Raw genomic sequence first — 25,688 nt, 5'->3', positions numbered from 1 at the left:
TTATGGAAGAATTAAAAAAGAAACTGAAAGAACAGATTATCGAAGCATTAAACCTGCAAGACACTAAACCAGAGGATATCGACGATAACGCGCCGTTATTTGGGGAAGGTCTGGGGCTGGACAGCATTGACTCTCTGGAACTGATGGTATTGCTGGAAAGACAATATGGCATCAAAGTGGAAGATCCACGTGAAGGCCGTAAAATCCTTCAGTCTGTTCAGTCAATGGCCGAATTCATTCAGTCCAAACAACAACCCGCTTAAGTAAATCAGTTGCATGGCGGAAAGAGTGTTTATAACTGGGATGGGAATGGTCACCGCCATAGGTGATAACGTAGCCGAGAATCTTCAGCATCTACGTCAACAAAAGAGTGGGCTGGGATTTACGGACTATATTGATACTATTTACAAACAGGTATTGCCGGTAGGTGAAATAAAGTTATCAAACGAGGCTTTATTTAACAGGGCCGGCATTCCTGTACAGGGTGGTTTCACCCGCACTACCTTACTCGGACTGGTGGCGATGCTGGAAGCCCTGCAACAAGCCGGTATCAGGAATCTTTCTAAAGAACCTACCGGGTTTATCAATGCCAGTACGGTGGGGGGTATGTGTGATACAGAGAAAGTCTATTTCGATCTGATCAACCCAGAGAAGGAAGGTGATTTTATTGAGAGTATAAATACCTTGGATTGTGCGGATTGTACCCAGCGTATTGCGGATACAGTTGGGTTCCACGATCATATTGCCACTATCAGTACTGCTTGTTCCTCCTCTGCAAATGCGTTGATGTTTGGAGCGCGTATGATAAAGCACGGCATGTATCGGCGGATGGTATGTGGTGGAACAGAAGCGCTGACTCGATTTACGCTCAATGGTTTCAACTCCTTGAAGAATGTGGATAAGCAGTTTTGTCGGCCTTTCGACAATCAGCGTACCGGTTTGAATCTGGGAGAGGGAGCGGCTTATCTCGTATTGGAAAGTGAATCTTTCGCCCGCGCGAATAACAGTACTATTCTCGCGGAACTGAGTGGTTACTGTAATGCCAATGAAGCATTTCATCCTACATCTCCTTCTCCGGAAGGCGATGGCGCTTATGCCGCGATGAAAAATGCCCTGGCAATGAGTGGCCATAAGTTGGAGGATGTGCAGTATGTCAATGTACACGGTACAGCCACCTTGAACAATGATGTATCCGAAGGGCGAGCGCTGGAACGATTGTTTGGTAGGAAAGTGCCTCCGTTCAGTTCCACCAAACCTTTTACAGGTCACACTTTGGCGGCAGCAGGTGCTATTGAGGCAATTTATGCGGTACTGTCTATACAACACGGGATTATCTTTCCTAACCTCAATTTTTCAGAGAAGATGGAAGAACTCAGTATTATTCCAGTAACTGAATTACAGGAAGGAGTCCTTATTAAAAACGTAATTTCAAATTCTTTTGGCTTCGGAGGTAATAATGCCTCTCTGGTACTCAGCAAGTATGAAGGTTAAGTGTTATATTCAGGGAATGGCGGCTATCTCTCCCCAATCTACATTTGAGGGAGATATTACCAATATGCCGTTGGTGCGAACGGAAAGCAACCGTCTGGCTTGCATAGAGCCTGATTACAAGCCGTATATACCTGCTAACAGTCTGCGTAGAATGACCCGCATTCTGAAAATGGGACTGACAGCAGCACTGAAATGCCTGGCCGAGAGTGGCGTTTCCACACCGGGACCAATCGTAACCGGCACAGGTAAAGGCAGTTTACAGGATACAGAAAAATTTATCAAAGAGATCGAGCAGTATAAGGAAACTGCTTTGAATCCGACCCCCTTTATTCAGTCGACTTACAATTCTGTTAACGGCTTGATTGCACTGCAACAGCAAGGCACAGATTACAACAATACCTTCGTTCACAGAGGATTTTCATTCGAAAATGCATTAGTTGACAGCATGATGCTGTTGCAAGAAGGCTATACGCATACGCTGACGGGCGGATTTGAAGAAATCACTCCGGAGCATTTTTATATCAAGAGTCGTATAGGACATTGGAGAACAGAGCCAGTTGCCAATACGGACCTGTTTAATCAAGAGCTTCCTGGAACCATTGCAGGAGAAGGCAGTACTTTTTTTGTACTAGGGGCAGAGGCGAATGAACATTCCATTGCTGCTTTGAGTGCATGTAAGCTACTATATAAACCTGATCCAATGCAGTTAACCGCCACCCTCCGGGAACTCGGTGCAGACGCTGATTTGATCATCAGCGGCACTAATGGCGACAGTAATCATGCTCATTATTATCATCTGCTTAATAACACGCTGACACAGCCATCAATTCCTTTCAAACATCTTTGTGGAGAATACGAGACTGCAGGCGCATTTGCCTTGTGGCTGGCGGCATCTTTGCTGAAAGCAGGTACTATTCCATCTGCATTATTCCCAATGGTACAGCAGCTTCCAAGTAACTTTAAGAAGATTGTGATTTACAATCATTTTTATGGAGAGCAGCATACGGTGATGGTGGTGGAGAGGGTGTGAGGATTATGATCCTGAAAATTTAAGTAAACTATAAGGGGCTTTGCCCCTTTTTTTATGTCATGTCAATTTATTTTCCCGGACATTAATAATTTTTTAACTATTATCTGATTAAACAATTGTTGTCGGTGGGAGTCTATCTTATGTACAATTTATTTATTATATTAAACTACTCTTTAAGATGAAAAATCTCTCCATCCTCGTGTCCACTTTGGCTTTAGGCCTGCTATCCTTTGGAGCTAATGCACAGAACCATCGCGCTAATCATGACCGCGCTGATATCCACCACGATCGTGCGGATATCCACCATGATAACAACGCAATAAACCACACCAAAAAAGATATCAACAACGATCGCAACGACGTAAAACACGATAACAAGGATATCAATCACGACAGAAAAGATATTAGCAACGATAAGAAAGATCTGCACAAAGATTACAGCGATGTAAATAAAGATAAACAAGACATCGCCCGTGATAAAAAGAAAGGAGATAAAGCTGATCTGGCAAAAGATAGAGCTGATCTAAAAAAAGATTACAAGGATATCGCTCACGATAAAAATGATATCCACCACGACAGGAAAGATCTTTCCAGTGATGTACAAGACAGAAACAAGGATGTAAAAGACGTTCAGCAGGATAAACGCAAGTTGAACCGCGAAAGAAAAGACAGAAATAAAGATGTAAAAGATCTGCAGCACGATAAAAAAGATCTTCAACATGATGCTGGCAATCAATAGTTCTATCGAGTAAAATTACTTAAGAACGCGAAGGGGGCGCAGTTTTCTGCGCCCCCTTTTTAGTGTGTCAGGTACTTTATCCGCCTATTATTGATATTTTCTTTATTATGAGTATTATCAATATTATTTCTATTATTTAGTAAATTTGAGAAGGACCAGAAACAGAATTATGAGATATACTGATTACATAGAATCGAATAGCGACGTTATGCTGGGTAAACCTGTTATAAAAGGTACCAGGATCACGGTTGCTCTGATATTACAACGCTTATCAGAAGGAGCTACTCCAGTAGATTTACTCGAAGCATACCCAACTTTAACTGTTGAGGGAATTTATGCAGCGTTGGCTTATGCATCTGATGCGATTGGCAATGAAACAATAATTGCGGTAGCATGATATTAGCTGATGAGAATATTCATTCATTTATTGTCAAGTTTTTAAGGGAGCATGGTTTTGAGGTAGTCTCTGTCACAGAACTTAAAAAGGGTATAAAGGATATTGAGGTAATTGAATGGGCATTGCAAAATGATTACCTGTTACTTACAGAGGATAAAGATTTTGGAGAATGGGTGTTTGCTCACCATATTAAGAATTTAAGTGTACTGTTTTTGCGCTATGATTATCATGAGTATAAAGAAATAGCACATTCATTGGTATATATGTTACAAACCCAGGAATTGATGCGCCCAGTTTTCGTAACCCTTACTCCTAAAAAGATTCGAATTCGACAACTGATTGATTCTAAAAATTAGCCTATAGCCTTAAATAAATATCTAAAGCTATAGGCTGAAAATAATTTGAGAATCTCTATTTCACTCTATACACCGGATACCTCATATATTCCGGTTCTGCATAAGGCGATTGCTGATAAACCCAACGTAACTGTGCTGCGCCATTATTGGCAAAAGCAGTATCTGCGGCTTTTTTCTTCGCGAGTTCGGCTTGTATTTCTGGGTGCTGTTTCAGCCATTCGTAGCCCGTGTCTTCAAAAACATACGAACTATATCCTTCTTTTTGTCCGAGTACTGCATCAAAGAAATTCCATGCGAAATAGGAATCGCCACCAGTTGGCTCCAGGACTTCCATGAGGAATCGATTGGCCACCTGATTGAGGGGGATGTAATAATCTCCCTTACGGAAATGGATAGAATCTAGGCTGGTAGCTACTTTCACATCCGTATGGAGATAATGTTTTTCGAAAGGTTTATTATAAGACTTATAGTCAGCAATATGATAGACTTCCACCAGGATGGTAGTATCCTGTTTTAGTGGTTGCATGATCACCTTATTATTTTTTAGTAGGTCGATGACAGTCCACCAGCCTTGGGGGATCAGATACGCAGTAGGTTTATTCACGAAATGCACCGCATCGGCGTGATTGTAGAATTTCACCTGACGTTCATAAGGTTTGGTGCGATCATAATACAAGCGCGGTAAACCAGAGATATCACTTGGTTTATGGCCGGAAGTAAAACCCTTGAAAGTAATGGTGCTGTATTTGGTCATATCAAACTGCCAGTCGAGGGGAAACTGCTGTTGGGTGAGCACCGCTTTTTTGGTAGCTGCCCGCAGATCGCGGATGGTAGTACTGTTTTCGGAGGTGAATTTAATAAAGCACTCCATCAGTGCGTAGGTAGCTGCTACTCTTTGTGGATAAGGTTTCAGCATATGCGTTTCGGGCACAAAGCCGAAAGTATGGAAAAGGGTAGTGAAGCCGGAAGAATATCGGGGAGAATCGTTGAATTCTACCCAGCCGCTATCTGGTGTTTCGCCAAAGTGATTGACATAAGGCACAAGGTCATAGCCTTTTTCCTTCATGAGTCGGAAGAGGCCAGGAGTGAAGGTGTTATTCAAAAATTCTCCCATAGGGCCACCAAGTTTATCATGCTGCGTAGGCAGGAGGGTCATGATATGTTGGTAATCGGCGCCATTGCTTACGTGGTTATCCAGGAAAACATCTGGGTCGGTGAGGTGGTAGATTTGTTGGAAACTTCTGGCATTTTTGGAATCGGATTTAATAAAATCGCGGTTTAAGTCCAGATTTTGGGCATTTCCGCGGCTACCGAACGCATCTGGGCCGTTTTGATCCACGCGGTAGAAGGTAGAACGGTTGAGTGCGCCACCGATATTATATACTGGGATTACTGCCAGCACAATATTTTTCGGGAGGGATTTTTTTCCTTGAACGATATCGCGGAGGAGCATCATGGAAGCGTCGATGCCATCGGGTTCGCCGGGGTGAATACCATTATTGATGAGGATAATCCGTTTATCTTTTTTCCGGAGAGACACGAAGTCAAAGTCGCGGTCCGGGCTTAACACGATGAGGTGAAGGGGGAAACCGGCGTCGGTGGGTCCCATTTCCATCATTTTTACCTGTGGGTATTGTTTGCTGAGTTGTTGATAGAAGGAAATGACTTCCTGGTAGGTGGCAGTTTCTTTGCCATTGGTTTTTTCGTAACGGGTAAGTAGTTGTTGGGCGGAAGAAGAGAGAAAAATCAGGGTGAAAATGCCTGAAATACAGAGTTTTCTTCCCAAAAGTTGGAAAAATGGCATGAGTATATATTTTTCTTTAATATAAATGTATTAAAAAAACAAAAAGCCCTTCCCTTGAGAGGAAGAGCTATAAATATTGTTACTGAAGCAATTAAGCCAGAGAAGCTACCTTCTTAGCCAGCTTGCTTTTCAGATTTGCAGCTTTGTTTTTGTGGATAACGTTACGTTTAGCCAGTTTGTCGATCATAGAAGCTACATCTGATAATTCTTTCTCTGCTGCCGCTTTCTCAGTAATCGCTTTCAAGTCACGGATGGCATTACGAGTAGTTTTACCGTAGTAACGGTTACGCTCATTACGCTTTCTGCTCTGACGTACGTCTTTTTTCGTTGCTTTATGGTTTGCCATTTTTCAAATTTCAAGTTTCGGACGGCAAAGGTAATACATTTTTTAAATCAATACAAATAAAAATTAGCCATCCTTAAAGGGTGCAAATATAAAGTATTGAATCGTATGTTGTACATACTAAATCATCTTATTATTTTATAATTTTTTACGTACTCGGTAAAGAAAAACGAGCGATATTTGCAATCCCATACATTATATAATGTGGGATTTCTACCTATATAATGATGGATCAACAGAAAAGTATTTGAACTGAAGATCAGCAAAACTCGTTGTAAATGAAGGACTTCTCATTCGTCACCAACTCACATCCTGCTTACATTGAATCTTTATATCAGGATTTCCGCAAAGACCCTAATTCCGTAGACCCTGAATGGGTGAAATTTTTCGAAGGGTTTGATTTTGCAGTATCCAACACCAATGGTAAAGCGGGAACCGCAGCGCCAGCGGCAGTAACAGGAGGCGGAACGCCGGTGACCAACGACCAGCTGGCTAAAGAATTAAGCGTATACCGTTTGATTCAGGCATATCGCAAAAAAGCCCACCTGATCGCTAAAACCAATCCAATCCGCGAGAGAAAAGACAGAAAAGCGGGGCTCGAAATGACCAATTTCGACCTCAGTGACGCGGATCTGAAAACAGAATTCTACTCAGGCACTTTCCTCGGCCTTGGAAAAACTACCTTGGAGAACATTCTCGCATTCCTGAATAAAATTTATGCAGGATCAGTAGGTATTCAATATACCTATATCAATGACCGCGAGAAAGCTAAATGGCTGGAAAAAGAATATGAAACCACCATGGGCACTCCATTATCTTTGGAACAGCGTCGTCGCATTCTGCAGAAGTTGAACCAAGGTGTAATTTTTGAAAAATTCCTGCATACCAAATACATTGGTCAGAAGCGTTTCGGTCTGGAAGGCGGTGAATCCACTATTCCTGCACTGGATGCGATGATCACTACTGCTGTAGAATATGGCGTTCAGGAATCCGTTATTGGTATGGCTCACCGTGGCCGTCTGAACGTACTGGCAAACATTCTCGGCAAAACATATGAGCAGATCTTCAATGAATTTGAAGGTTTGGCCATCCCTGATATGACCATGGGTAGCGGTGACGTTAAATATCACCTCGGCTTCCGCTCTCAGGTAGCTACTGCCACTGGCAAACAGGTAAACCTCCAGCTCATGCCTAACCCTTCCCACCTGGAAGTGGTAGATCCAATTGTTATCGGATTTTCCCGTAGCAAGGCGGATGTCATCTACAACAGCGATTACGATAAAATCCTGCCTATCCTCATCCACGGTGATGCGGCGGTTGCGGGTCAGGGTATCGTATATGAAGTAGCACAGATGAGCAAATTGAAAGGTTACTACACCGGTGGTACCATTCACTTTGTGATCAATAACCAGATTGGTTTTACAACTGATTTCGATGATGCTCGTTCTTCCGATTACTGTACCAGCGTTGCCTCCATTGTACAGGCGCCTGTGTTCCACGTAAACGGCGACGATGCAGAAGCTGTAGTGAAAGTATCCCAACTGGCTGCTCGCTACCGTCAAGAATTTAACGAAGACGTATATATCGACATGGTGTGCTACCGTAAACACGGTCACAACGAAGGGGATGAACCTAAGTTTACACAACCTAGTCTGTATGCACTGATCGACAAACATCAGAACCCTCGTGAAGTATATACCCAATTCCTGCTGAACAATGGTGAAGCCGATGCGCAGACCCTTGCTAAGGAAATGGAAAAAGTATTCTGGGATGAACTGCAGGCGCGCCTGGATGAAGTAAAACAACATCCGCTGCCTTATGTAAATCAGAAACCAGAAGAATGGTGGCAAGCATTGCGTAAAGCAACACCACAAGATTTTGAACAATCTCCTGTAACTGCTATCAACGAAGATGATTTCAAACGTCTGTTCGACGGTTTGATGAAATGGCCTGCCGACTTCGTTCCGCTGCGTAAAGTGAGCAAATTGCTGCAGGATAAAATCAAACTATACCAGGATGAAGGTAAAGTAGACTGGGCAACTGGTGAACTCCTGGCTTACGGTAGCTTGCTGATCGAAGGACGCGATGTAAGAATGAGTGGAGAAGACGTTAAACGCGGTACTTTCTCTCACCGTCATGCAGTATTGTTCGATGAGAATACCAATGCTACTTACAGTCGCCTGGGTGAACTGGCTCCTGAACAAGGTAAATTCAGAATTTACAACTCTCTCTTAAGTGAATATGGTGTACTGGGCTTTGAATACGGATATGCAATGGCTACTCCGAACAGTCTGGTAATCTGGGAAGCACAGTATGGCGACTTCGTAAACGGTGCGCAAACTGTGATTGATCAGTACATCAGCAGTGCAGAACAGAAATGGACTACACAGAATGGCTTGGTAATGTTACTGCCTCATGGTTATGAAGGTGGTGGACCAGACCACTCCAACGCACGTCCTGAGCGTTTCCTGCAACAATGCGCTGAAGAAAACATGGTCGTAACCAACATTACTACTGCGGCTAACTTCTTCCACGCATTGCGTCGTCAGTTGACCTGGCAGTTCCGCAAACCACTGATCAACTTCTCTCCAAAAGCAAACCTCCGTCACGTTGGTGCTTATTCCACTATGGATGAATTCACCAATGGTTCCTTCAAAGAGGTACTGGACGATCCATTCATCCAGGATGCTTCACTGGTGAAGAAAGTATTGCTGTGTACTGGTAAAATGTATTTTGATCTGAGCGACAAACAAGCAAAAGATGATCGCAAAGATGTGGCTATCGTCCGTTTGGAACAGTTGTATCCGCTGCCAGTAAAACAACTGGAAGCTATCGCTGCCAAATATAAAGGAGCTACTTTCTTCTGGGTACAAGAAGAGCCGCTGAACATGGGCGCTGCTTCTTATCTCCAGATGAATCTGAAACAGATCAATTACGGTGTTATCAGCCGTAACCCAAGTGCATCCACTGCTACCGGTTATGCAAAAGTGCATGCCCGCGAACAGCAGCAGATCATTGACACCGCTTTTAACATCTAATCAAAAAATTCAAAGTAATAAAACAGATACCTGGTATTAACTGTTAGCCTGTTTGACAACTACTGCAAGACAGTAAATATCAGGTTCACCATCAACTGATAAAATATGGTTATCGAAATCAAAGTCCCTACGGTAGGCGAATCTATTAGCGAGGTAACAATTGCGAAATGGTTGAAAAAAGATGGAGATTATGTGCAACAGGACGAAGTATTGTGCGAAATGGAGTCTGAGAAGGCGACCTTCGAACTGAATGCTGAAAAAGCGGGTATTCTCAAAATAGCTGCCAATGCACAAGAAGGCGCTACGCTGAAAATCGGTGATGTTGCCTGCACAATTGATACTGCAGCAGCAGCACCAGTGGCATCCGCAGCTCCGGCAGCCGCTCCGGCAGCACCAGCAGCAACTCCTGCTCCTGAAGCAGCACCAGCCGCTCCAGCCGTAAACAAAGGGGTGATTGAAATGAAGGTTCCTACAGTAGGTGAATCCATCAGCGAAGTAACCCTGGTAAAATGGACTAAAAAAGATGGTGATTATGTAGAACGTGATGAAGTGGTTTGTGAACTGGAATCCGAGAAAGCTACATTTGAACTGAATGCAGAAGAAGCAGGTTCCTTGATCCTTGTTGCGAAAGAAGGCGATACCCTGAAAATCGGGGATGTTGCTTGCAAAATAGACACCGGCGCTGCAAGACCTGCAGGTAAAGCTGCTCCAGCACCTGCTGCTGCTGCTCCTGCTGCGGCTCCACAGGTACAACAAGCACCTGTTACTGCGATCCCTAACGACATCAAAGCTACTCCAGTAGCTGCTGCCGTTATTGCTGACAAACATGTAGATCCTTCTACTATCAAAGGCACCGGCGCTCACGGTAAAATCGTGAAAGACGATGTATTTGCTGCCCTGCAAAATCCAGGTGTGGCTATCGGTCAGGAAATGTTTACCCGTGGCGAACGTCGTGAGAAAATGAGTAACCTCCGTAAAACTGTTTCCCGTCGCCTGGTTGAAGCTAAGAATACCACCGCTATGCTCACTACCTTCAATGAGGTAGATATGACCAAGATCATGGAGCTGCGCGCTAAATACAAAGATGTATTCAAGAAACAGCACGAAGTAAACCTGGGCTTCATGTCCTTCTTTACTAAAGCTTGCTGCTTCGCACTGCAGGAGTTCCCATCTGTAAATGCTTACATCGATGGCGATGAGCTGGTATACCACGATTACTGCGATATTTCCATTGCAGTATCTGCACCTAAAGGGCTGGTAGTTCCAGTGATCCGCAATGCTGAAAGTCTGGATATGGCAGGTATCGAAAAAGAAGTGTTGAGCCTCGCTACCAAAGCGCGCGACAACAAATTGACTTTACCTGAAATGACTGGCGGTACCTTCACTATCACCAATGGTGGTGTGTTTGGTTCTCTGATGAGTACACCAATTATTAACATTCCGCAGTCAGCTATCCTGGGTATGCACAAAATTCAGGAACGTCCGATGGCGGTGAATGGTCAGGTGGTGATTCGTCCAATGATGTACATCGCGCTGAGCTATGACCACCGTATCATCGATGGTCGTGAGTCTGTAAGCTTCCTCGTAAGAGTAAAAGAAATGCTGGAAAGTCCTGAACAACTGTTGTTCGGTAAAGATCCACTGAAAGCATTGCTGAAATTATAATTTGAATTTTTTAGTGAGACACGGAGCCCTGGTGAAAGCCAGGGCTTTTTTATTTGAGAAAAGTGCGAAGGGATTCACGCAAAGGCGCAAAGGAGTAATGGAATTATGTTTTGTTGTTTGTTAAGCCCGCAAAGGTCTTTGGAAGTACTAACTCACTTACAAGTCCTTTGCGCTCTTTGCTTCTTTGCGCCTTTGCGTGAAAAAAAGCTAACTTCGCGCATGACCCGTTGGGAAAGTTATCTCGTATCAGCAGCCAAGGTAATCAACAGCTATAAAGGCGATCTTCCGCTGCATCATTTTCTGAAAGCATTTTTTAAGCAGCACCCACAGATGGGAAGCCGCGACCGGCGCTGGATTTCACAGTTGGTGTACCATTATTTCCGCCTGGGATGGTGGCATATGGATTTGGATATCTCAGAGCGGTTGCTATTGGGAACCTTCCTTTGTGAACAGCAATCCAATGATTTGTTGGAACAGTTACGACCAGAGTGGAACCAGCATATCGCCGCAACTCCGCAAGAAAAGCTGGAAATCAGTAGGGCTGGCAGTCTCACCGCTAGTCAGTTGTTTCCCTTTATTGACGAGCTTTCGCAAGGAATTGATGCGGATGCTTTTGCCTGGAGCTATCTGCGGCAACCACATTTCTTCTTACGCGTGCGCAATAACAAGCAGGAGCAGATCGTGTCTGCCTTACAAAAAAACGGCATACCGTATGAGCTCCTGGAAAACCGCACTACGCTTGCGTTACCGAATGGTACCAAAATAGAAGATATCCTGAAAGATAAGAGTTGGTATGAAGTACAGGATGCTAGCAGTCAACAAACAGGTTTGTTGTTTAAGCCTGCGAAAGGCCAAAGCTGGTGGGATTGTTGTGCGGCTAGCGGCGGTAAATCCATCCTGCTGCGTGATCAGCAGCCAGGCGTGCAACTGTTAGTAAGTGATGTACGGCGGTCTATCCTGGAAAATTTACAGCAACGCTTTACTGCGGCTGGTATCAAAAATTATGAGGCAAGGGTGGCAGACCTTACCAATCCTGCGTTTCCTGGGACAATGGGACGTGTAAAATTCGATGGTATCATCCTGGATGCACCTTGTAGCGGTTCTGGTACTTGGGGCCGTACGCCAGAGAATCTTCGCTTTTTCAAGAAAGAAGAAATCGACAAATTCCACGACTTACAAAAACGTATAGCCACTAACGTTATACCTTTTGTAAAACCCGGTGGTGTGTTCATTTATATTACCTGCTCTGTGTTTAGAAAAGAAAACGAAGCAGTGGTAGAGTACATCACAGCTAACAGCTCGTTGGAAGTTGAGGAGGGGGGCGTGATTCCGGGTTATGGTAATGGTGCGGATACGATGTATGCGGTGCGATTTAGGAATAAAGAATAGCTGTACTTGCAGCTTTTGTAATAAAAAAAATGGCGTAACGTCTGCGACGTTACGCCATTTTTTTTATCTTTTTCGTCATCCTGCCCACTGGGCAGGGACGACAGGAAGGAAATTTTGTTGTACTTACCTGCTGGGCAGGGACGACAGGACTCTTTACAGGTTGTCTAATGTAGCTGCGCGGTGAATGATACCACCGGCAATTACATCGTCGCCTTCGTAGAATACGGCAGACTGGCCAGGAGCGATACCTTTTACGTTTTCGTAGAAGTTCACTTTGATCAGACCGTTTTCGTTATGGAGGTTGCTGAGCGCGCCTTTATCTTTGTAGCGGATTTTGGTAATCGCTTCCATGCCATCCGGAATGGTTTCGTATTTACCCATATTCAGGCCACCTACAGTCATTATATTCTTCTGCAATTCATCCTCATTACCCAGTACGACAGTATTGGTTTCCGGAATGATTTCCGTTACAAACACCGGACGTCCGAGTGCAATATCCAGTCCTTTACGCTGACCGATGGTATAGAAAGGATAACCTTTGTGTTTTCCTACGATCGTACCATCTGCGAGGACGAAATTACCGCCGTTTACACGCTCTTCCAGGCCATCCACTTTGCGTTTCAGGAATCCGCGGTAGTCGTTGTCTGGAACAAAGCAGATTTCATAGCTTTCTGCTTTCTTCGCCAGTTCAGGATAGCCAAAATCGAAGGCCATCTGTCTGATTTCGGTTTTGCGGTAATTCCCTAATGGCAGTATGGTGCGTGCCAATACATCCTGTTGGATACCCCACAGTACGTAGCTTTGATCCTTTAATTCATCTATACCTTTGCTGATGACATGTCGACCATTATCATGTTGACGAATCTGGGCATAGTGACCGGTAGCAATAAATTCGCAGTCCATTGCATCCGCACGTTTCATCAGTGCGCGCCATTTGATATGGGTATTGCAGAGTACACAAGGATTAGGAGTGCGTCCTGCAATGTATTCATCTACGAAATTATTGATTACGAAGTCGCCGAATTCGTCCCTGATATCCAGCACAAAGTGCGGGAAACCGTGATGCACTGCGGCTGCGCGGGCATCGTTGAATGAATCGAGGTTACAGCAGCCGGTTTCTTTCTTGCTGGCACCCGCTGAAGCGTAATCCCAGGTTTTCATGGTGATACCCACCACTTCATAGCCCTGTTCATGTAGCATCAGTGCTGTAACTGTACTGTCAATACCGCCACTCATGGCAACCAGCACTTTTCCAAGCTTGCTCATTTACAATTAATTTAAGGCTGCAAAATTACTTAAAATCCCGCCAACCCTGGTACATATATTATCGATTATGCCAATACCACAATCGATTTTGACTATTTGATGATATCATTTTCCCAATTTGAGGATTTATTTAGCTTCTTGCTACAAATTATTAACTTAGCGCGCTATATTTATTGTCCAAAGCTAAGATGTAAATGTTACCGACACTTAATAAGGAGCTCGTTCTAAAAAGAGCAGATTCCGGCGTTCATGAAGCTCAGTTCAATTTTCCAGAAAGGATATTGCAATTCGGCACCGGCGTGCTTTTGCGCGGCCTGGTAGACTACTTGGTGGATAAAGCCAACAAAAAAGACATTTTCCAGGGTCGTATCGTAGTGGTGAAATCCACCGATGGAGATACCAGCGATTTTGACCAACAGGACAGTCTCTATACCACTCACATCAAAGGAATTTCCCAAGGTGAATTAGTTGATAGCGTACTCATCAATTCCTCTATTTCCCGTGTTTTGCAATCGAATGCAGAGTGGGCGCAGATCTTAGAGGCCGCGCATCAGCCTGAATTACAAGTAATTATATCCAATACTACCGAAGTAGGTATTCAATATGTAGCCGAGAAGGTATTGGAAGGGGTACCTTCCAGTTTCCCAGGAAAACTGTTAGCGATATTATGGGAGCGATACCAGTACTTTAAAGGCAGCAGCAACACTGGTTTCGTGATTGTGCCTACAGAACTGGTAGTGGATAATGGCAAGCTATTGAAGGATATTGTATTGCAATTGGCCGCCTTTAATGAAATGCCGGCGGCATTTATTAACTGGATTAACACTGAAAATCATTTCTGTAGTTCCTTGGTAGATCGTATAGTGCCCGGAAAGCCCCGTAATCTGGCAGAACAGGAGCAGAAAGCCGGTTATGCAGATAAACTATGGATAGAAGTAGAACCCTTCCTTTTATGGGCTATAGAAGGGGATGAATTCATTAAATCTGTTTTGTCATTCCATACTGCGGATGAGCGTATGTTGATTGCACCGAGCATCACGCCGTTTAGAGAGCAGAAATTGCGTATACTCAATGGTAGTCATACTGCCGCGGTACCGTTGGCATTTCTGAGCGGATTGAATACCGTGTATGAGTGCATGGAGCATGAATATATGAAGCATTTCTTCCAGCACGTGATCTTGCAGGAGATACTGCCCACCATCAAGGATATTTGTCCGCAGGCAACCACCTTTGCCCAAGATGTACTGGATAGGTTTGCCAATCCTTTCATTGCGCATAAATTAATTAGCATCACTTTCCAGGAGAGCTCCAAAATGAATGCTCGTAATGTGCGTACGTTAGTGCGTTATTATGAGCAGCATCAAGCGTTGCCGGCACATATGTGCCTGGGATTTGCTGCTATGCTGTTGTTCCTGAAACCTGTTAAAGTAGAAAATGGCAAATACTATGGTGGACGGGATGGAGAAGAATACCTGATTACCGACGATAATGCTGCTATTTTCGCAGCATATTGGCAAGAGCAAACTAATATCCGCGATATGGTAGCGCAGATTGCGCGTGATCAGCGTTTGTGGGAAGTGAACTTAGATGAAATCCCTGGATTTACCGCTACTATCAGTGAACATTTAGAACAATTACAAGAACAGGGAGTTAAGCAGTTTATCCGTCGGGAGCTGGCTTCTCCACGACTATAAACCCATTAAGGCATATGAAAGCATTTTTGTCGGAGGACTTTTTACTACAAACAGCAACAGCGCAGCGTTTATATTTTGATTATGCGCAATCCATGCCGGTAATTGATTATCATAATCATCTGCCGCCAGACGAGATTGCACAGAACAAAGTATTTGAGAATCTGACAGCCATCTGGCTGCGTGGCGATCATTACAAGTGGCGCGCCATGCGGGCAAACGGCGTAGCGGAGAAATATATCACTGGAGATGCCGACGACTATACGAAATTTCGTCATTGGGCGGCTACAACGCCGTATACCATGCGTAATCCGTTGTACCACTGGTCGCATATGGAGCTGAAAAATCCGTTTGGTATCCAGGAGTTGCTGAGTGAGTCCACCGCCGAAAGTATCTATCAGCGCTGCAATGAGCAATTGCCTCATTTCAGCACCCAATCCCTGCTGACGCATTACCAAGTTAAAACGCTTTGCACCACAGATGATCCAGTGGATTCGCTGGAGCATCATGCCGCCATTGCAGCCAATCCGTTTGGCACTGTGGTATTGCCTACATTCCGTCCGGATAGGGCCATGGCTGTGGATAACCCAGCGATGTTCAATGCCTTTGTGGATAAGCTATCGGAAGTACTGAGCACAGATATCAACAGCTTTGATAAGCTGATGGCCGGTTTAGAGCAGCGTCACGATTATTTCCATGCGAAAGGCGGCCGTTTAAGTGATCATGGGCAGAGTGCCTTTTACTTCAAAACAGCCACCCCTGCGGAGTTAGAAGGGATTTTCCAGAAAGCGCGTAAGGGGCAAGTAGCTACCGAACTGGAAAATGAGCAGTTCCGGACAGCAGTACTGTTGCAGATATGTGAATGGAACCATGAGAAAGGATGGGCGCAGCAGTTTCACGTAGGCGCGATCAGGAATAATAATAGTCGGCTTTTGGCCTCTCTGGGCGCAGATGCAGGCGTAGACTCCATTGGCGATTGGAAGAATGCTATGGCTATGAGTGCATTCCTGAATGAGCTTGACAAGAAAAATAAACTCGCAAAGACCGTTCTGTACAACCTGAACGGCGCCGATAATGATGTATTTGCAACGATGGCGGGCAATTTCCAGGATGGTAGTGTACCGGGTAAGATCCAGTACGGTTCCGGCTGGTGGTTCCTGGATCAGAAAGACGGAATGGAGAAGCAAATGAACTGTTTAAGCAATATGGGCTTGCTTTCCCGCTTTGTGGGGATGCTGACAGATTCACGTAGTTTCTTATCTTATTCGCGTCATGAATATTTCCGTCGTATTTTGTGTAACCTACTGGGTAAAGACGTAGAGAATGGAGAGTTGCCTAACGATATAGCATGGTTGGGTAGAATGGTCCAGGATATTTGTTACAATAATGCAAAAGCATATTTCGGATTCTAATGAAAGCAGTAAAAGTAATTACGTTCGGGGAAATCCTGCTGAGGCTTTCCCCGCAGTTGTCTGAACACACAGCTGCCATCTACGTAGGCGGTGCAGAGGCCAATGTAGCCGCCGCCCTGGCACAATGGGGAACACCTGTTTCCTATCTCAGTAAAGTACCGGAAAACGGGCTTTCCAGAGATGTGCTGGCACAACTGACAGCCCTGGGTATTGAAACGGATCGTATGCTGTGGGGAGGGGATCGTATCGGCATATATTATCTCGCACAAGGCAGTGACCTGAAGCATGCAGAGGTAGTATATGATCGGAAGTATTCCTCTTTCTCTGCTATTGAGCCAGGATCAGTAAACTGGGATGGTTTGTTGGGAGATGCAGAATGGTTCCATTGGAGCGCTATTACGCCCGCTTTAAATCCTACTGCAGCGGCCATCTGCCTGGAAGTCTTGAAGGCTGCTACGCGCAAAGGCCTGACTATCTCCACAGATCTAAATTTCCGCAGCAAACTCTGGCAGTATCACAAGAAGCCTTATGAAGTAATGCCAGACCTCGTGGAATATTGTGATGTGATCATGGGAAATATCTGGGCTGCGCATACCATGCTGGATACTTCGCTCAATCACGCAGCATTGGAGCTGGATAAAAGAGAGATTTATCTGGAACAAGCAACACATGTCGCGCAGCAAATTACGGAACGCTATAAACGTTGCAAACGCGTAGCATTTACTTTCCGTTTCTCCAATGCTCCTACTCATGCGCATTACTATGCGTTTTATTACAACGAAGGGAAAGTAAGTGTGAGTAAGACTTACGACACCGATCAAGTAGTAGACAGAGTTGGAAGTGGCGATTGTTTTATGGCGGGATTGATACATGGGCAATTGGCAGGAAAGGATGATCAGGGTATTATCTCTTTTGCCGCTGCAGCAGCGTATTCCAAATTCTTTGTAAAAGGCGATTTTAATACTACTTCGGTAGATGACATTTATAAATTGATGTAGAAATATGGCACCGAAATCTGAAATTATTTTTGCCGCTTTCCAGCAGAGCGGCATTATCCCTGTATTTTATCATGAGGATGTAAACGTTTGCTTGGAAGTGTTACAGGCTTGTTATGACGGAGGACTTCGCGTGTTCGAGTTTACGAGTCGTGGTGCCGCTGCTAGAGCGAATTTCACTGCTATGTTGGAGCGTAAGAAAGCCACTATGCCGGAAATGTATCTCGGTATTGGCACTATTAAAAATGCAGCCGATGCCGCTTTCTTTGCAGATGCGGGCGCCGATTTTATTGTATGTCCGATAGTAGATCCAGCAACGGCTGAAATATGCCACCAGCGCCAGATTACTTGGATTCCTGGATGTATGACACCTACTGAAATAGCATTGGCAGAGAAAAATGGTGCAGGGCTGGTGAAATTATTCCCAGGAAATGTACTGGGGCCGGGCTTTGCCGCAGCTATCAAGCCGCTGTTTCCTGGATTGAAATTTATGCCAACAGGTGGTGTAGAGCCAACTGCAGCCAGCATGAAGAGTTGGTTTGACACAGGTGTTATCTGTGTTGGTATGGGATCCAACCTGGTTTCTAAATCCGTCGTAGAGAATCGCGATTGGGCCGCGTTGAAAGAAAAAGTTATGCAAACGTTTGCAATTCTGAAAGGCTTGCAGTAAATTCAGCCACTTTATCATTACCAAATTCAGCCAAATGAATTCCACAACTTTAGGTAAATATCGCTGGCGTATATGTGCGCTGTTGTTTTTTGCGACCACGATCAATTATGTAGACAGGCAGGTTATTGGATTATTGAAAGACACGCTGGCCGTAGAGTTTAACTGGTCCGAGAAGGATTATGGTTATGTGGTAACAGCGTTTGCTGCAGCATATTCCCTTGGTTTGTTGGCATTTGGGCGACTGATAGACCGTATAGGCAGTAAGTTGGGATATGCCGTTTCGGTGGCTGTCTGGAGTATTTCTGCCATGGCGCATGCTGCTGCCAGATCTACCTTTGGTTTTGGTGCTGCCCGTTCTGTATTGGGTGTAAGTGAAGCGGGTAATTTCCCTGCGGCCATTAAATCTGTGGCGGAATGGTTTCCTAAAAAAGAAAGAGCCCTGGCAACCGGTATATTCAATTCCGGTGCTAATATTGCCGCGATTGTCGGCCCTCCTACTGTGTACTGGATTTTATCTAATTATCACTGGCAGACAGCCTTCCTATGGACCGGAGCTATCGGTTTTATATGGTTGTTCTTCTGGTGGATATGGTATGAAATTCCTTCCCGTCAAAAACGACTTAGCAAAGCAGAGTATGATTATATCCACTCTGATAATGAGGAAGTAACTGTTGCAAACGAGAAACAATCTTCTGTGAAGTGGGGGAAACTCTTTACCATTAAACAAACATGGGCGTTTATATTTGGTAAACTGTTGACAGATCCGGTATGGTGGTTTTTCCTTTTCTGGCTGCCTACCTATTTATCTACCACTTATGGTATTGATATGAAAGCCTCCAAAGGTTGGCCGCTGATCGTGATTTACTCAATTTCCAGTATTGGAAGCATTGGTGGTGGCTGGTTGTCATCTTACCTGATCAATAAAGGCTGGCCGGTGTTCAAAGCACGTAAAGTATCTATGCTGTTTTTTGCATGTTGCGTATTGCCGGTAGTTATTGTACCTCATGTTAATAACTTGGTGATTGGACTGGGATTGATTGGGTTGGCTACTGCTGCTCACCAGGCATGGTCTGCAAATATTTTTACCACCGTATCTGATATGTTCCCTAAGAAGGCAGTGAGTTCTGTTGTAGGTATTGGTGGAATGGCTGGTTCTGTGGGTGGAACCCTGGCGCCGCTGCTGGTAGGTTCTATACTGGATCATTACAAATTGTTAGGCAAAATTTCCACCGGCTATGGCATCATCCTTACTTTCTGTGGAATTGCCTATTTGCTGGCCTGGTTGATGATGCACCTTTTTGCGCCTAAGATGGATCCTGTAGTGCTGGACGAACCAACGCCTGTAAATAATTTACCATTGGAACAATTGAATTAAAGTAGGAATATAAAAGTTTCAATCGATTAAGAAGAGTACCAACATGTAAAGAGTCAGGGGATGCGGCCCTGACTCTTTTTTTATGTGTAGTGTTATTGTTTTTTGGGATAGAGTTTGTAGAACTTAGTACCGTTCGTATAGGGGTCACCGTGGTAGTTGAAGAAATACACTGCTCCGCTTTTATCCTGACCTATGAACCTGGTGTCTGTGAAGTCCACCCATTTGGCTCGTCCTGTGGTTTTATTCTGTTCCGGAAATACCTCCCCTTGTGCTTTTTCCAGACCTGCATAACAGTAGAAGTTTTTGTTGAATAGATCGAAGCTATATAAGGAGGCTTGCTTTGCTGTCAACATAGTTCCATCTGTTAATATGAGGCAACGATTCAATTCCGTATCGAATCCATCTACCCAGAATCCGCTCATGCCTGTCATTTTATACTTTGGATCTGTTTCAAATGATCTGAAAGTAAATTGAGATGTCAGGTAGGGAGGAAAAGAAAACCCTTTACTATCATCTGCTAAATTATATTGTACCAGGTTGAATTGAATAAAGTTTGTGGTCCAAAAAGAGAACAGATTATTTCCCATTGGGTCGTGGAAGTATTGTCCACCACTTATTGCGACACCACTGCCTTTTATGGAGGAGAGGTTATTATACATCAGTCCACGACAATTACCAGTAGGCGTCATCGCGGAAATTTCATTCACACTATTGTAAGCATAATCACCCACCGAGCCAGAGGACATCGCATTGTACCAATTGATATGATTATTATATAGATTATCCTCGGCATAAGAGTTAGTATAATACAGATTACCATTTACGTCTGTGTGGAGCATCAATGCCACGATTTTCAGGGAAGACACGTTGCCCTGAAGGTCGAAAGATTTCTCTGCAACAGTGGCCTTTACCCTCTTCACCAGTGTACGATTGAGCGTAGTCAATTGTTTGGTGGTCAGGTTCATTTTACATAGGCGATAGATGTAATTATCGGTGGTATCTGTGCTGTTTTCCTTTGTTTCAGCGGAGATGTATAAGTTATCTCCTTCAAATGTAACCGCGGAGCCAATGTACTGATGGAACGTAAAACTATTGCCTTTATCATCTTTGGCATTCGCGTTGATTTGCAGCAGTGGTGTGATTTGTCCGCCAATCAAGGATTGTATACCGAGACTATTCTGAAAATAAATATTCCCATTTTTATCGTTTGAAACAGAGTAGAGGAGGGAATAACCTTGGCTGGAATAGGTATCCAAATCGGCCGGTTTCCAGGTGGCGATTTCATCTACCCAGAGGGTAGTATCGGTACGCATGTTGCCGGTATTAATCAATTTGATATTGATAGGAGGGCCATAGGATGTAACGCCGTTTGCCGTTACAGATACTTTCCTGTTGGGGCCTACACCCATATCTTTTGTTACAACGAAGCGGATCGCATCGATCTGGTCTTGTGGGCTGTAGTAGGTGCCAACTATGGTCAGCTTAGCAGTGTCCTGGATGGTTACAGGTATGCCTCCAACAGTGATAGACGTTCCACTGAGCGTAGGAAAGAGCTTTCCGATCAACATAACCGTGTCTCCCACTACTACATCTGTTGGATAAGTCCAGTCTACAGGCGCAATACGTGTTCCACTGAACTGCGTATAATGATCAGCGAACCATGGTTGTGCCTTCACCATCACGGCATGTTCGTCTACCTTTTTACAACTGCTCCATAAAAGGATGGCTGCGATGAAAAGAAAAATATTTTTCATGATGATTGTTATTAGTAATTGTTTGTGGTGAGAATGGTAAGATTCGGGGTGATGCTAACCGTACGCCCCGTTGTTGGATCGATATAAGAACCTGGATTGTTATTGGAATAGCCATAAATCACCAGCGTATAGGCGTGACCGGGAGTTACGGACATGCTACCGGTGGCAATATAGCTGGAGGTATTACTTACGCTATACAGCTTGATATTGAAAGTGGTAGGACCTGATACAGGCAGTGACAGGAAACCTGTGTTATCCTTGTATTTCGTAGATGCAGGAAATGATACTGGCACCTGCTTGTTTAGCGTCATGTAAACTGGGCCAGTAAAAGGACTCAGATTAATGATGCGAACGCCTACTTTCGCGGTGTCTACCAAATACTTATCGGCGGCTACTATGTGCGAAAAATTTCCGCAGCTATCGCCATAATAAACGATGGTGGGCGCATCGGGATTGATGTCTACCTGCATACTATCCAGTATTCTACGTTTGCCAAAACCGGAGGTATCTGCCAGTAGGAGCTGGTGTTTTCCTTTATTCAGATTGGTGAACTTTGTCCAGATAGAATTCAGTCTTGGATATACGGGTATTGACGCATTATCCACTCTGTAGAGATAAGGGTATTGAGAATATTCAATCGTTGGATTAGCAGTATAGGTCGTATCGCGACTATCTACCAATACCATGGCTCCGGAAGAAGAACCGGCTACCGCATTGATGATGGCGCTGGAAGAAAAAACGTAACTTATTTTTCCAACTTCTGGTAATTCAGGAGCGGTGACATCCTTATTACAGGCCGCTACCAGGCAAATCATCGACAATAAGGCAATATATCTTTTCATAAAAGGATTTGTTAGAATGAATAGGTGAATTGGAGTAGGAAATACCTACCAGGCTTGTATTTCGTGTAAATATTATCGCCTTTATAAAAGACTTTTCCATCCGCTCTGGTAACCGGTTCTTCTTTATTGTAACGGTGATCAAAATTCTGATCTTCTACTAAGCGATAACTCTGATCCAGTAGGTTTTGTATACTGAATTTAACCTGTAATGATTTGATGATACGTTGGGTGATGGAGAAGTCCAGCAGATGCGTACCGAGTTGCAACAGGTCTGGTCTGGTGTGTAAATCCGTCAGTGTAGAATCATGGATCGTTCTGATACTTTTAGCATAGATAGAAGGACCATTGATGTTATATACAAAGCTTACTTTGGTACCAGTTCCTACGTTTTCATAGAACAGTCCTGCGTTTGCGATGTAAGGCGCCTGTCCTTGCAGTGGACCACCATCTGTATGGGCGGTGTCGCTGGAGTAATCATTGTGCACTTTGCGTCGTTCTGTAGAGCTGTGGATATAGGAGCCGTTCAGGACAACAGACAGATTTCTGAATACATTGCCTGGAATGAATGAAAGACTCTTTTTGATTTCTGCTTCCACGCCCATTACTTGCGCACTTACGGCGTTATCATAGAAAATCGAGGAATAGTTCCATCCATCTTTAAATTCCGTATTGGTCACATCTTCCCGCATTTTTTCGATAGGGTGTTGTAAATGTTTGTAGAACACGCCCACATTTATCACTTCGTTTTTACTGCGGGGATATAGCTCTGCACGTAGATCTACGTTATCTATAACGGCAGTGACTATATGCGGATTTCCTTTGATTTCCTCATTGCGTTGGAAGTCGAAATCACCATAAGGAGTGAGCTCGCGGAAATCGGGGCGGTTCACCGTACGGCCATATCCGGCGCGGATTACAAAGCGTTGGTCCGGGCGATAACTCACATTGACGGAAGGAAGGAGGACTGTTTTTTTATGATCTACATCTACAGATTGGATGGCAGTTTCTCCCATGTTCATGTCTTTTGCACCTGCCAGTTTCTGGCGATCGTATTCTAGACGAAGACCTGCGTTGATGGTGAGTTTTTCTTTAGCCGTTTTCCAATCGCCCATGGCATAGAACGCATTGTATTGTTCGCTAGCAACATAGGCATCTGTAGGAGAGGTGAGGTCATACACCGCGAGGCCGGTTCCATCATCGGGGAAATACTGGCTGCTCCATACTTTGGACAGATCTCTTGGCTGGTATTGCAACAGGTTAGGATTGTTGTAGTTATAGCCAAGGTTCCATTTCATATAGTCGTTGTTAGATTGTGCAGACATGAGCTCATCTGGTCGTAATCCTGCTCTGTTCACACGGAAAAACCTTCTGCCCACTTGTCTTACTTTGAAGAGCATATACGCCCCTGTTTTGAGGGAAAGGTTTGGGCTTACCTGTACCGCATAATCGGCTGAACCATTGTATACCTGTTCCAGGTTGCGGATATATAGTCTCGCCATCATACCTTGTTTGGCGGTACCCATGTCCCAGTTAGATCCGCCTGGCATCCAGGTGCCGCTATCCGCTCTGGCAGGCAGACTGCTCAAAAAATGGATGATGCGCTGGTCTGGCACACTTTGTAGATCATGGGTATAACCCAGGTTCCAGTTGATCGTATGTTGTTTGTCTTTTCCCAATTGATGTGTGCCGTTCAGGTTTCCAGAATAGAGCAAACGTTGTTGGAAAGACAGCACCATATCTTGTCTGGAAGAGCCATACGTCGATCTGTATTCAGAAGGTGCCGCATTACCTGCGGCCGTGTACACGCTGGTAAAACGTTTGCCATCATTTACAAAGAAGTTCTGAAATGAAATTTGATGGCGATCGTTAAAACGCAGTGTCAGGTTTTCCAGCAGGTTTATTTTTCCGGTTTCTGTAGATTGTGGACCATGACCAATTTTATTGGCATAACCATCTGCCTGTCCCTGATCACTGGAGAGGTTCAGTCCATAGGTGTTACCTGTTTGGCGGTACACATCGTAGGCTACTGTTTCTTTGGTAAAAGTCAGGGAGGTCAGGTCGAAGAGACGCCATGAGCCTAGTTTCCAGCTATTGTAATAGTTGCCGAAAATCTGCATGTCCGGGAGTGCATAACGTTTGCCGGTGGATAAAACTGGCGACATACTATTCACCCAGTCGTGTTGGGCCATGTTGTTATTTCTGCGGTTGCTTTCGAATATTCTAGGGGAGAAAGCTGGTAATTTACGGGTACCATCATCGAAGCCCAGGAAGTCCGTTTTACCGCCGTTGTAGCTCTCGATATTGCTGAAAGCTGCACCATCGCGGGCTGCAAACTGAATACCCGCATCAAAGTGACGCACAGGCATTGCATTTTTGGTAGACACCTTTATGGCTGCACCTGCGTAGTCACCCACTAAATCGGCCACAGGCGACTTATACACCAGTATTTTATCGATAACGCTGCTGGGTAATAAGTCGTAGGCAAATGCCTTGGAGTAAAGCTCCGTAGAGGGCGCCACGTTACTATTCAGGTAAGTGAGGTTGTAACGTTCATTCATCCCGCGTACCACGATGAAACGATCGTCTACCACCGTAATACCGGAAATACGTTTTACCACCTCCGCCGCGTTGCGGTCCGCTGTTTTGGAGATCAGTTCATTGGATATGCCAGAAACCACGCCAGTAGCGCCTTTGATCTCTTCCAGTAGTTGTTGTTCCGTACTGTGTGTAACGGCTCTCACTTTGCGTGGGCCACTCGCAATTTGAACTTCCTTCAAGTTGCTACCCGTCTGCATTTTCACATCACGGGTACTGTGTTGTCCATTGCTAACCTGTACATTGGAAACTACCGCCTGTTGATAACCGATGAAAGTAATTACCAATGAATAGTTGCCGCTAGGAATGTTATTCAGTTGATAGAACCCTTTATTATCGGTCACGGTGCCGAAGGTGGTACCTTCCAATCGGACAGTGGCTCCCGGAAGGGGAGTAGTGGTTTCGAAATCCACTATCCTTCCGCGAATACCGCCATAGGTAATACTTTTGGACGGGTTAGCCAGTTTAACCGCAATCGTTTGTCCGGTGATTTGGTATTTAATACCATAGCTGGTTGCCAGTTCTTCCAGGATGGTTTTCAGTGGAACGGCATTCCACTGTATACTTTTGAGGGTAATGCTAGCAAGAGAAGCGCGATCATAAGAGAAGCTACATTCACTTTGTTTGTCTAATTCAGCGATGACAGCCGCCAGATTGGTATTGGTGGCATGGATGGTAATAGGCTTGTTGAGTGCCGGAGATTGCGCCATTATTTGGCTGGAAATCAACAACAATAACAGCCATCCTAGCTGCCGCCATTTTATTGGCAGCAGGAATGCAAAGGTTTGTCTAACTTTGTCCATAAGTAAACTTTAAAAACAATTGTTTTTGATGTC

The 25,688-nt window shown here is 44.5% G+C and carries 20 protein-coding genes and 1 pseudogene; 15 read left to right on the top strand and 6 right to left on the bottom strand.

Going from position 1 to position 25,688, the window contains the following annotated elements; all coding sequences use genetic code 11:
* Window positions 1-2 precede the first annotated feature (2 nt).
* The 6 genes from JO154_RS23760 to JO154_RS23735 all read left to right on the top strand — a co-directional run bounded on the left by JO154_RS23760 (window position 3) and on the right by JO154_RS23735 (window position 4,013).
* On the top strand, window positions 3-263 hold the full coding sequence (locus tag JO154_RS23760; protein ID WP_111591761.1) for a phosphopantetheine-binding protein: 261 nt from the start codon (window positions 3-5) through the stop codon (window positions 261-263).
* 13 nt (window positions 264-276) lie between these two features.
* The gene (locus JO154_RS23755) at window positions 277-1,491 is read left to right on the top strand and encodes a beta-ketoacyl synthase (protein ID WP_291950710.1); all 1,215 of its coding nucleotides are present in this window, start codon (window positions 277-279) and stop codon (window positions 1,489-1,491) included.
* Window positions 1,481-2,521 carry a beta-ketoacyl synthase chain length factor gene (locus JO154_RS23750; protein WP_291950707.1) on the top strand — a complete coding sequence of 347 codons (1,041 nt, stop codon included), beginning with the start codon at window positions 1,481-1,483 and terminating at the stop codon, window positions 2,519-2,521. Before JO154_RS23755 ends, JO154_RS23750 begins: the two co-directional genes overlap by 11 nt.
* 178 nt (window positions 2,522-2,699) lie before the next feature.
* Window positions 2,700-3,260 (top strand): hypothetical protein, encoded by a 561-nt coding sequence (locus JO154_RS23745; RefSeq protein ID WP_291950704.1) that lies wholly within the window; start codon window positions 2,700-2,702, stop codon window positions 3,258-3,260.
* 169 nt (window positions 3,261-3,429) lie between these two features.
* Window positions 3,430-3,657 (top strand): DUF433 domain-containing protein, encoded by a 228-nt coding sequence (locus tag JO154_RS23740; protein ID WP_291950701.1) that lies wholly within the window; start codon window positions 3,430-3,432, stop codon window positions 3,655-3,657.
* Window positions 3,654-4,013 carry a DUF5615 family PIN-like protein gene (locus JO154_RS23735; protein WP_291950698.1) on the top strand — a complete coding sequence of 120 codons (360 nt, stop codon included), beginning with the start codon at window positions 3,654-3,656 and terminating at the stop codon, window positions 4,011-4,013. The genes JO154_RS23740 and JO154_RS23735 overlap by 4 nt, the downstream gene beginning before the upstream one ends.
* Before the next feature lie 55 nt (window positions 4,014-4,068).
* On the opposite strand, the gene JO154_RS23730 is transcribed toward JO154_RS23735, so the two are convergent.
* Together JO154_RS23730 and rpsT are read right to left on the bottom strand one after the other, a co-directional pair.
* Window positions 4,069-5,817 (bottom strand): M14 family metallopeptidase, encoded by a 1,749-nt coding sequence (locus JO154_RS23730; RefSeq protein ID WP_291950695.1) that lies wholly within the window; start codon window positions 5,815-5,817, stop codon window positions 4,069-4,071.
* Between the two features lie 91 nt (window positions 5,818-5,908).
* Window positions 5,909-6,163 carry a 30S ribosomal protein S20 gene (gene rpsT / locus JO154_RS23725; RefSeq protein ID WP_291950694.1) on the bottom strand — a complete coding sequence of 85 codons (255 nt, stop codon included), beginning with the start codon at window positions 6,161-6,163 and terminating at the stop codon, window positions 5,909-5,911.
* Between the two features lie 275 nt (window positions 6,164-6,438).
* On the opposite strand from rpsT, the gene JO154_RS23720 reads away from it, so the two are divergent.
* The 4 genes and pseudogenes from JO154_RS23720 (at window position 6,439) to JO154_RS23710 (ending at window position 12,252) form a co-directional block, all read left to right on the top strand.
* Window positions 6,439-9,198, top strand: a complete 2,760-nt coding sequence (locus JO154_RS23720; RefSeq protein WP_291950691.1) for a 2-oxoglutarate dehydrogenase E1 component — start codon at window positions 6,439-6,441, stop codon at window positions 9,196-9,198.
* 105 nt (window positions 9,199-9,303) lie between these two features.
* Window positions 9,304-9,522: pseudogene (locus tag JO154_RS26560) on the top strand (biotin/lipoyl-containing protein); the annotation flags it as partial.
* A gap of 135 nt (window positions 9,523-9,657) precedes the next feature.
* On the top strand, window positions 9,658-10,863 hold the full coding sequence (odhB, locus tag JO154_RS23715) for a 2-oxoglutarate dehydrogenase complex dihydrolipoyllysine-residue succinyltransferase (RefSeq protein ID WP_366935603.1): 1,206 nt from the start codon (window positions 9,658-9,660) through the stop codon (window positions 10,861-10,863).
* A gap of 219 nt (window positions 10,864-11,082) precedes the next feature.
* A complete protein-coding gene (locus tag JO154_RS23710; protein WP_291950685.1) occupies window positions 11,083-12,252 on the top strand; it encodes an Fmu (Sun) domain-containing protein in 1,170 nt (389 codons plus the stop codon).
* A gap of 153 nt (window positions 12,253-12,405) precedes the next feature.
* Here the strand turns inward: JO154_RS23710 and mnmA are convergent, their stop codons facing one another.
* Window positions 12,406-13,518, bottom strand: coding sequence for a tRNA 2-thiouridine(34) synthase MnmA (gene mnmA / locus JO154_RS23705; protein ID WP_291950683.1), 1,113 nt, complete (start codon window positions 13,516-13,518; stop codon window positions 12,406-12,408).
* A gap of 194 nt (window positions 13,519-13,712) precedes the next feature.
* Between mnmA and JO154_RS23700 the strand changes: the two genes are divergently transcribed.
* The 5 genes from JO154_RS23700 to JO154_RS23680 are packed head-to-tail and all read left to right on the top strand — an operon-like array spanning window position 13,713 to window position 19,661.
* Entirely contained in the window at window positions 13,713-15,212 is a 1,500-nt protein-coding gene (locus tag JO154_RS23700) for a tagaturonate reductase (protein ID WP_291950680.1), read from the top strand.
* 14 nt (window positions 15,213-15,226) lie between these two features.
* A complete protein-coding gene (uxaC, locus tag JO154_RS23695; protein WP_291950677.1) occupies window positions 15,227-16,621 on the top strand; it encodes a glucuronate isomerase in 1,395 nt (464 codons plus the stop codon).
* Complete coding sequence (locus tag JO154_RS23690) at window positions 16,621-17,619, top strand: sugar kinase (RefSeq protein WP_291950674.1); 999 nt, start codon at window positions 16,621-16,623, stop codon at window positions 17,617-17,619. Before uxaC ends, JO154_RS23690 begins: the two co-directional genes overlap by 1 nt.
* Before the next feature lie 4 nt (window positions 17,620-17,623).
* A complete protein-coding gene (locus JO154_RS23685; protein ID WP_291950671.1) occupies window positions 17,624-18,286 on the top strand; it encodes a bifunctional 4-hydroxy-2-oxoglutarate aldolase/2-dehydro-3-deoxy-phosphogluconate aldolase in 663 nt (220 codons plus the stop codon).
* Between the two features lie 34 nt (window positions 18,287-18,320).
* Window positions 18,321-19,661, top strand: coding sequence for an MFS transporter (locus tag JO154_RS23680; RefSeq protein ID WP_291950668.1), 1,341 nt, complete (start codon window positions 18,321-18,323; stop codon window positions 19,659-19,661).
* Window positions 19,662-19,753: 92 nt separating this feature from the next.
* On the opposite strand, the gene JO154_RS23675 is transcribed toward JO154_RS23680, so the two are convergent.
* Genes JO154_RS23675 through JO154_RS23665 form a run of 3 tightly spaced genes read right to left on the bottom strand, consistent with a single transcriptional unit; the run spans window position 19,754 to window position 25,655 of the window.
* Window positions 19,754-21,415, bottom strand: coding sequence for a hypothetical protein (locus JO154_RS23675; RefSeq protein WP_291950665.1), 1,662 nt, complete (start codon window positions 21,413-21,415; stop codon window positions 19,754-19,756).
* A gap of 11 nt (window positions 21,416-21,426) precedes the next feature.
* Complete coding sequence (locus JO154_RS23670; RefSeq protein ID WP_291950662.1) at window positions 21,427-22,257, bottom strand: hypothetical protein; 831 nt, start codon at window positions 22,255-22,257, stop codon at window positions 21,427-21,429.
* 11 nt (window positions 22,258-22,268) lie between these two features.
* Window positions 22,269-25,655 carry a TonB-dependent receptor gene (locus JO154_RS23665; RefSeq protein WP_291950659.1) on the bottom strand — a complete coding sequence of 1,129 codons (3,387 nt, stop codon included), beginning with the start codon at window positions 25,653-25,655 and terminating at the stop codon, window positions 22,269-22,271.
* Window positions 25,656-25,688 lie beyond the last annotated feature (33 nt).

This window comes from Chitinophaga sp., assembly GCF_019236475.1.
In the GTDB taxonomy this organism is placed as follows: domain Bacteria; phylum Bacteroidota; class Bacteroidia; order Chitinophagales; family Chitinophagaceae; genus Chitinophaga.
Note: the sequence above shows the minus strand (reverse complement) of the source record. Positions and strands in the feature narration are given on the sequence as shown.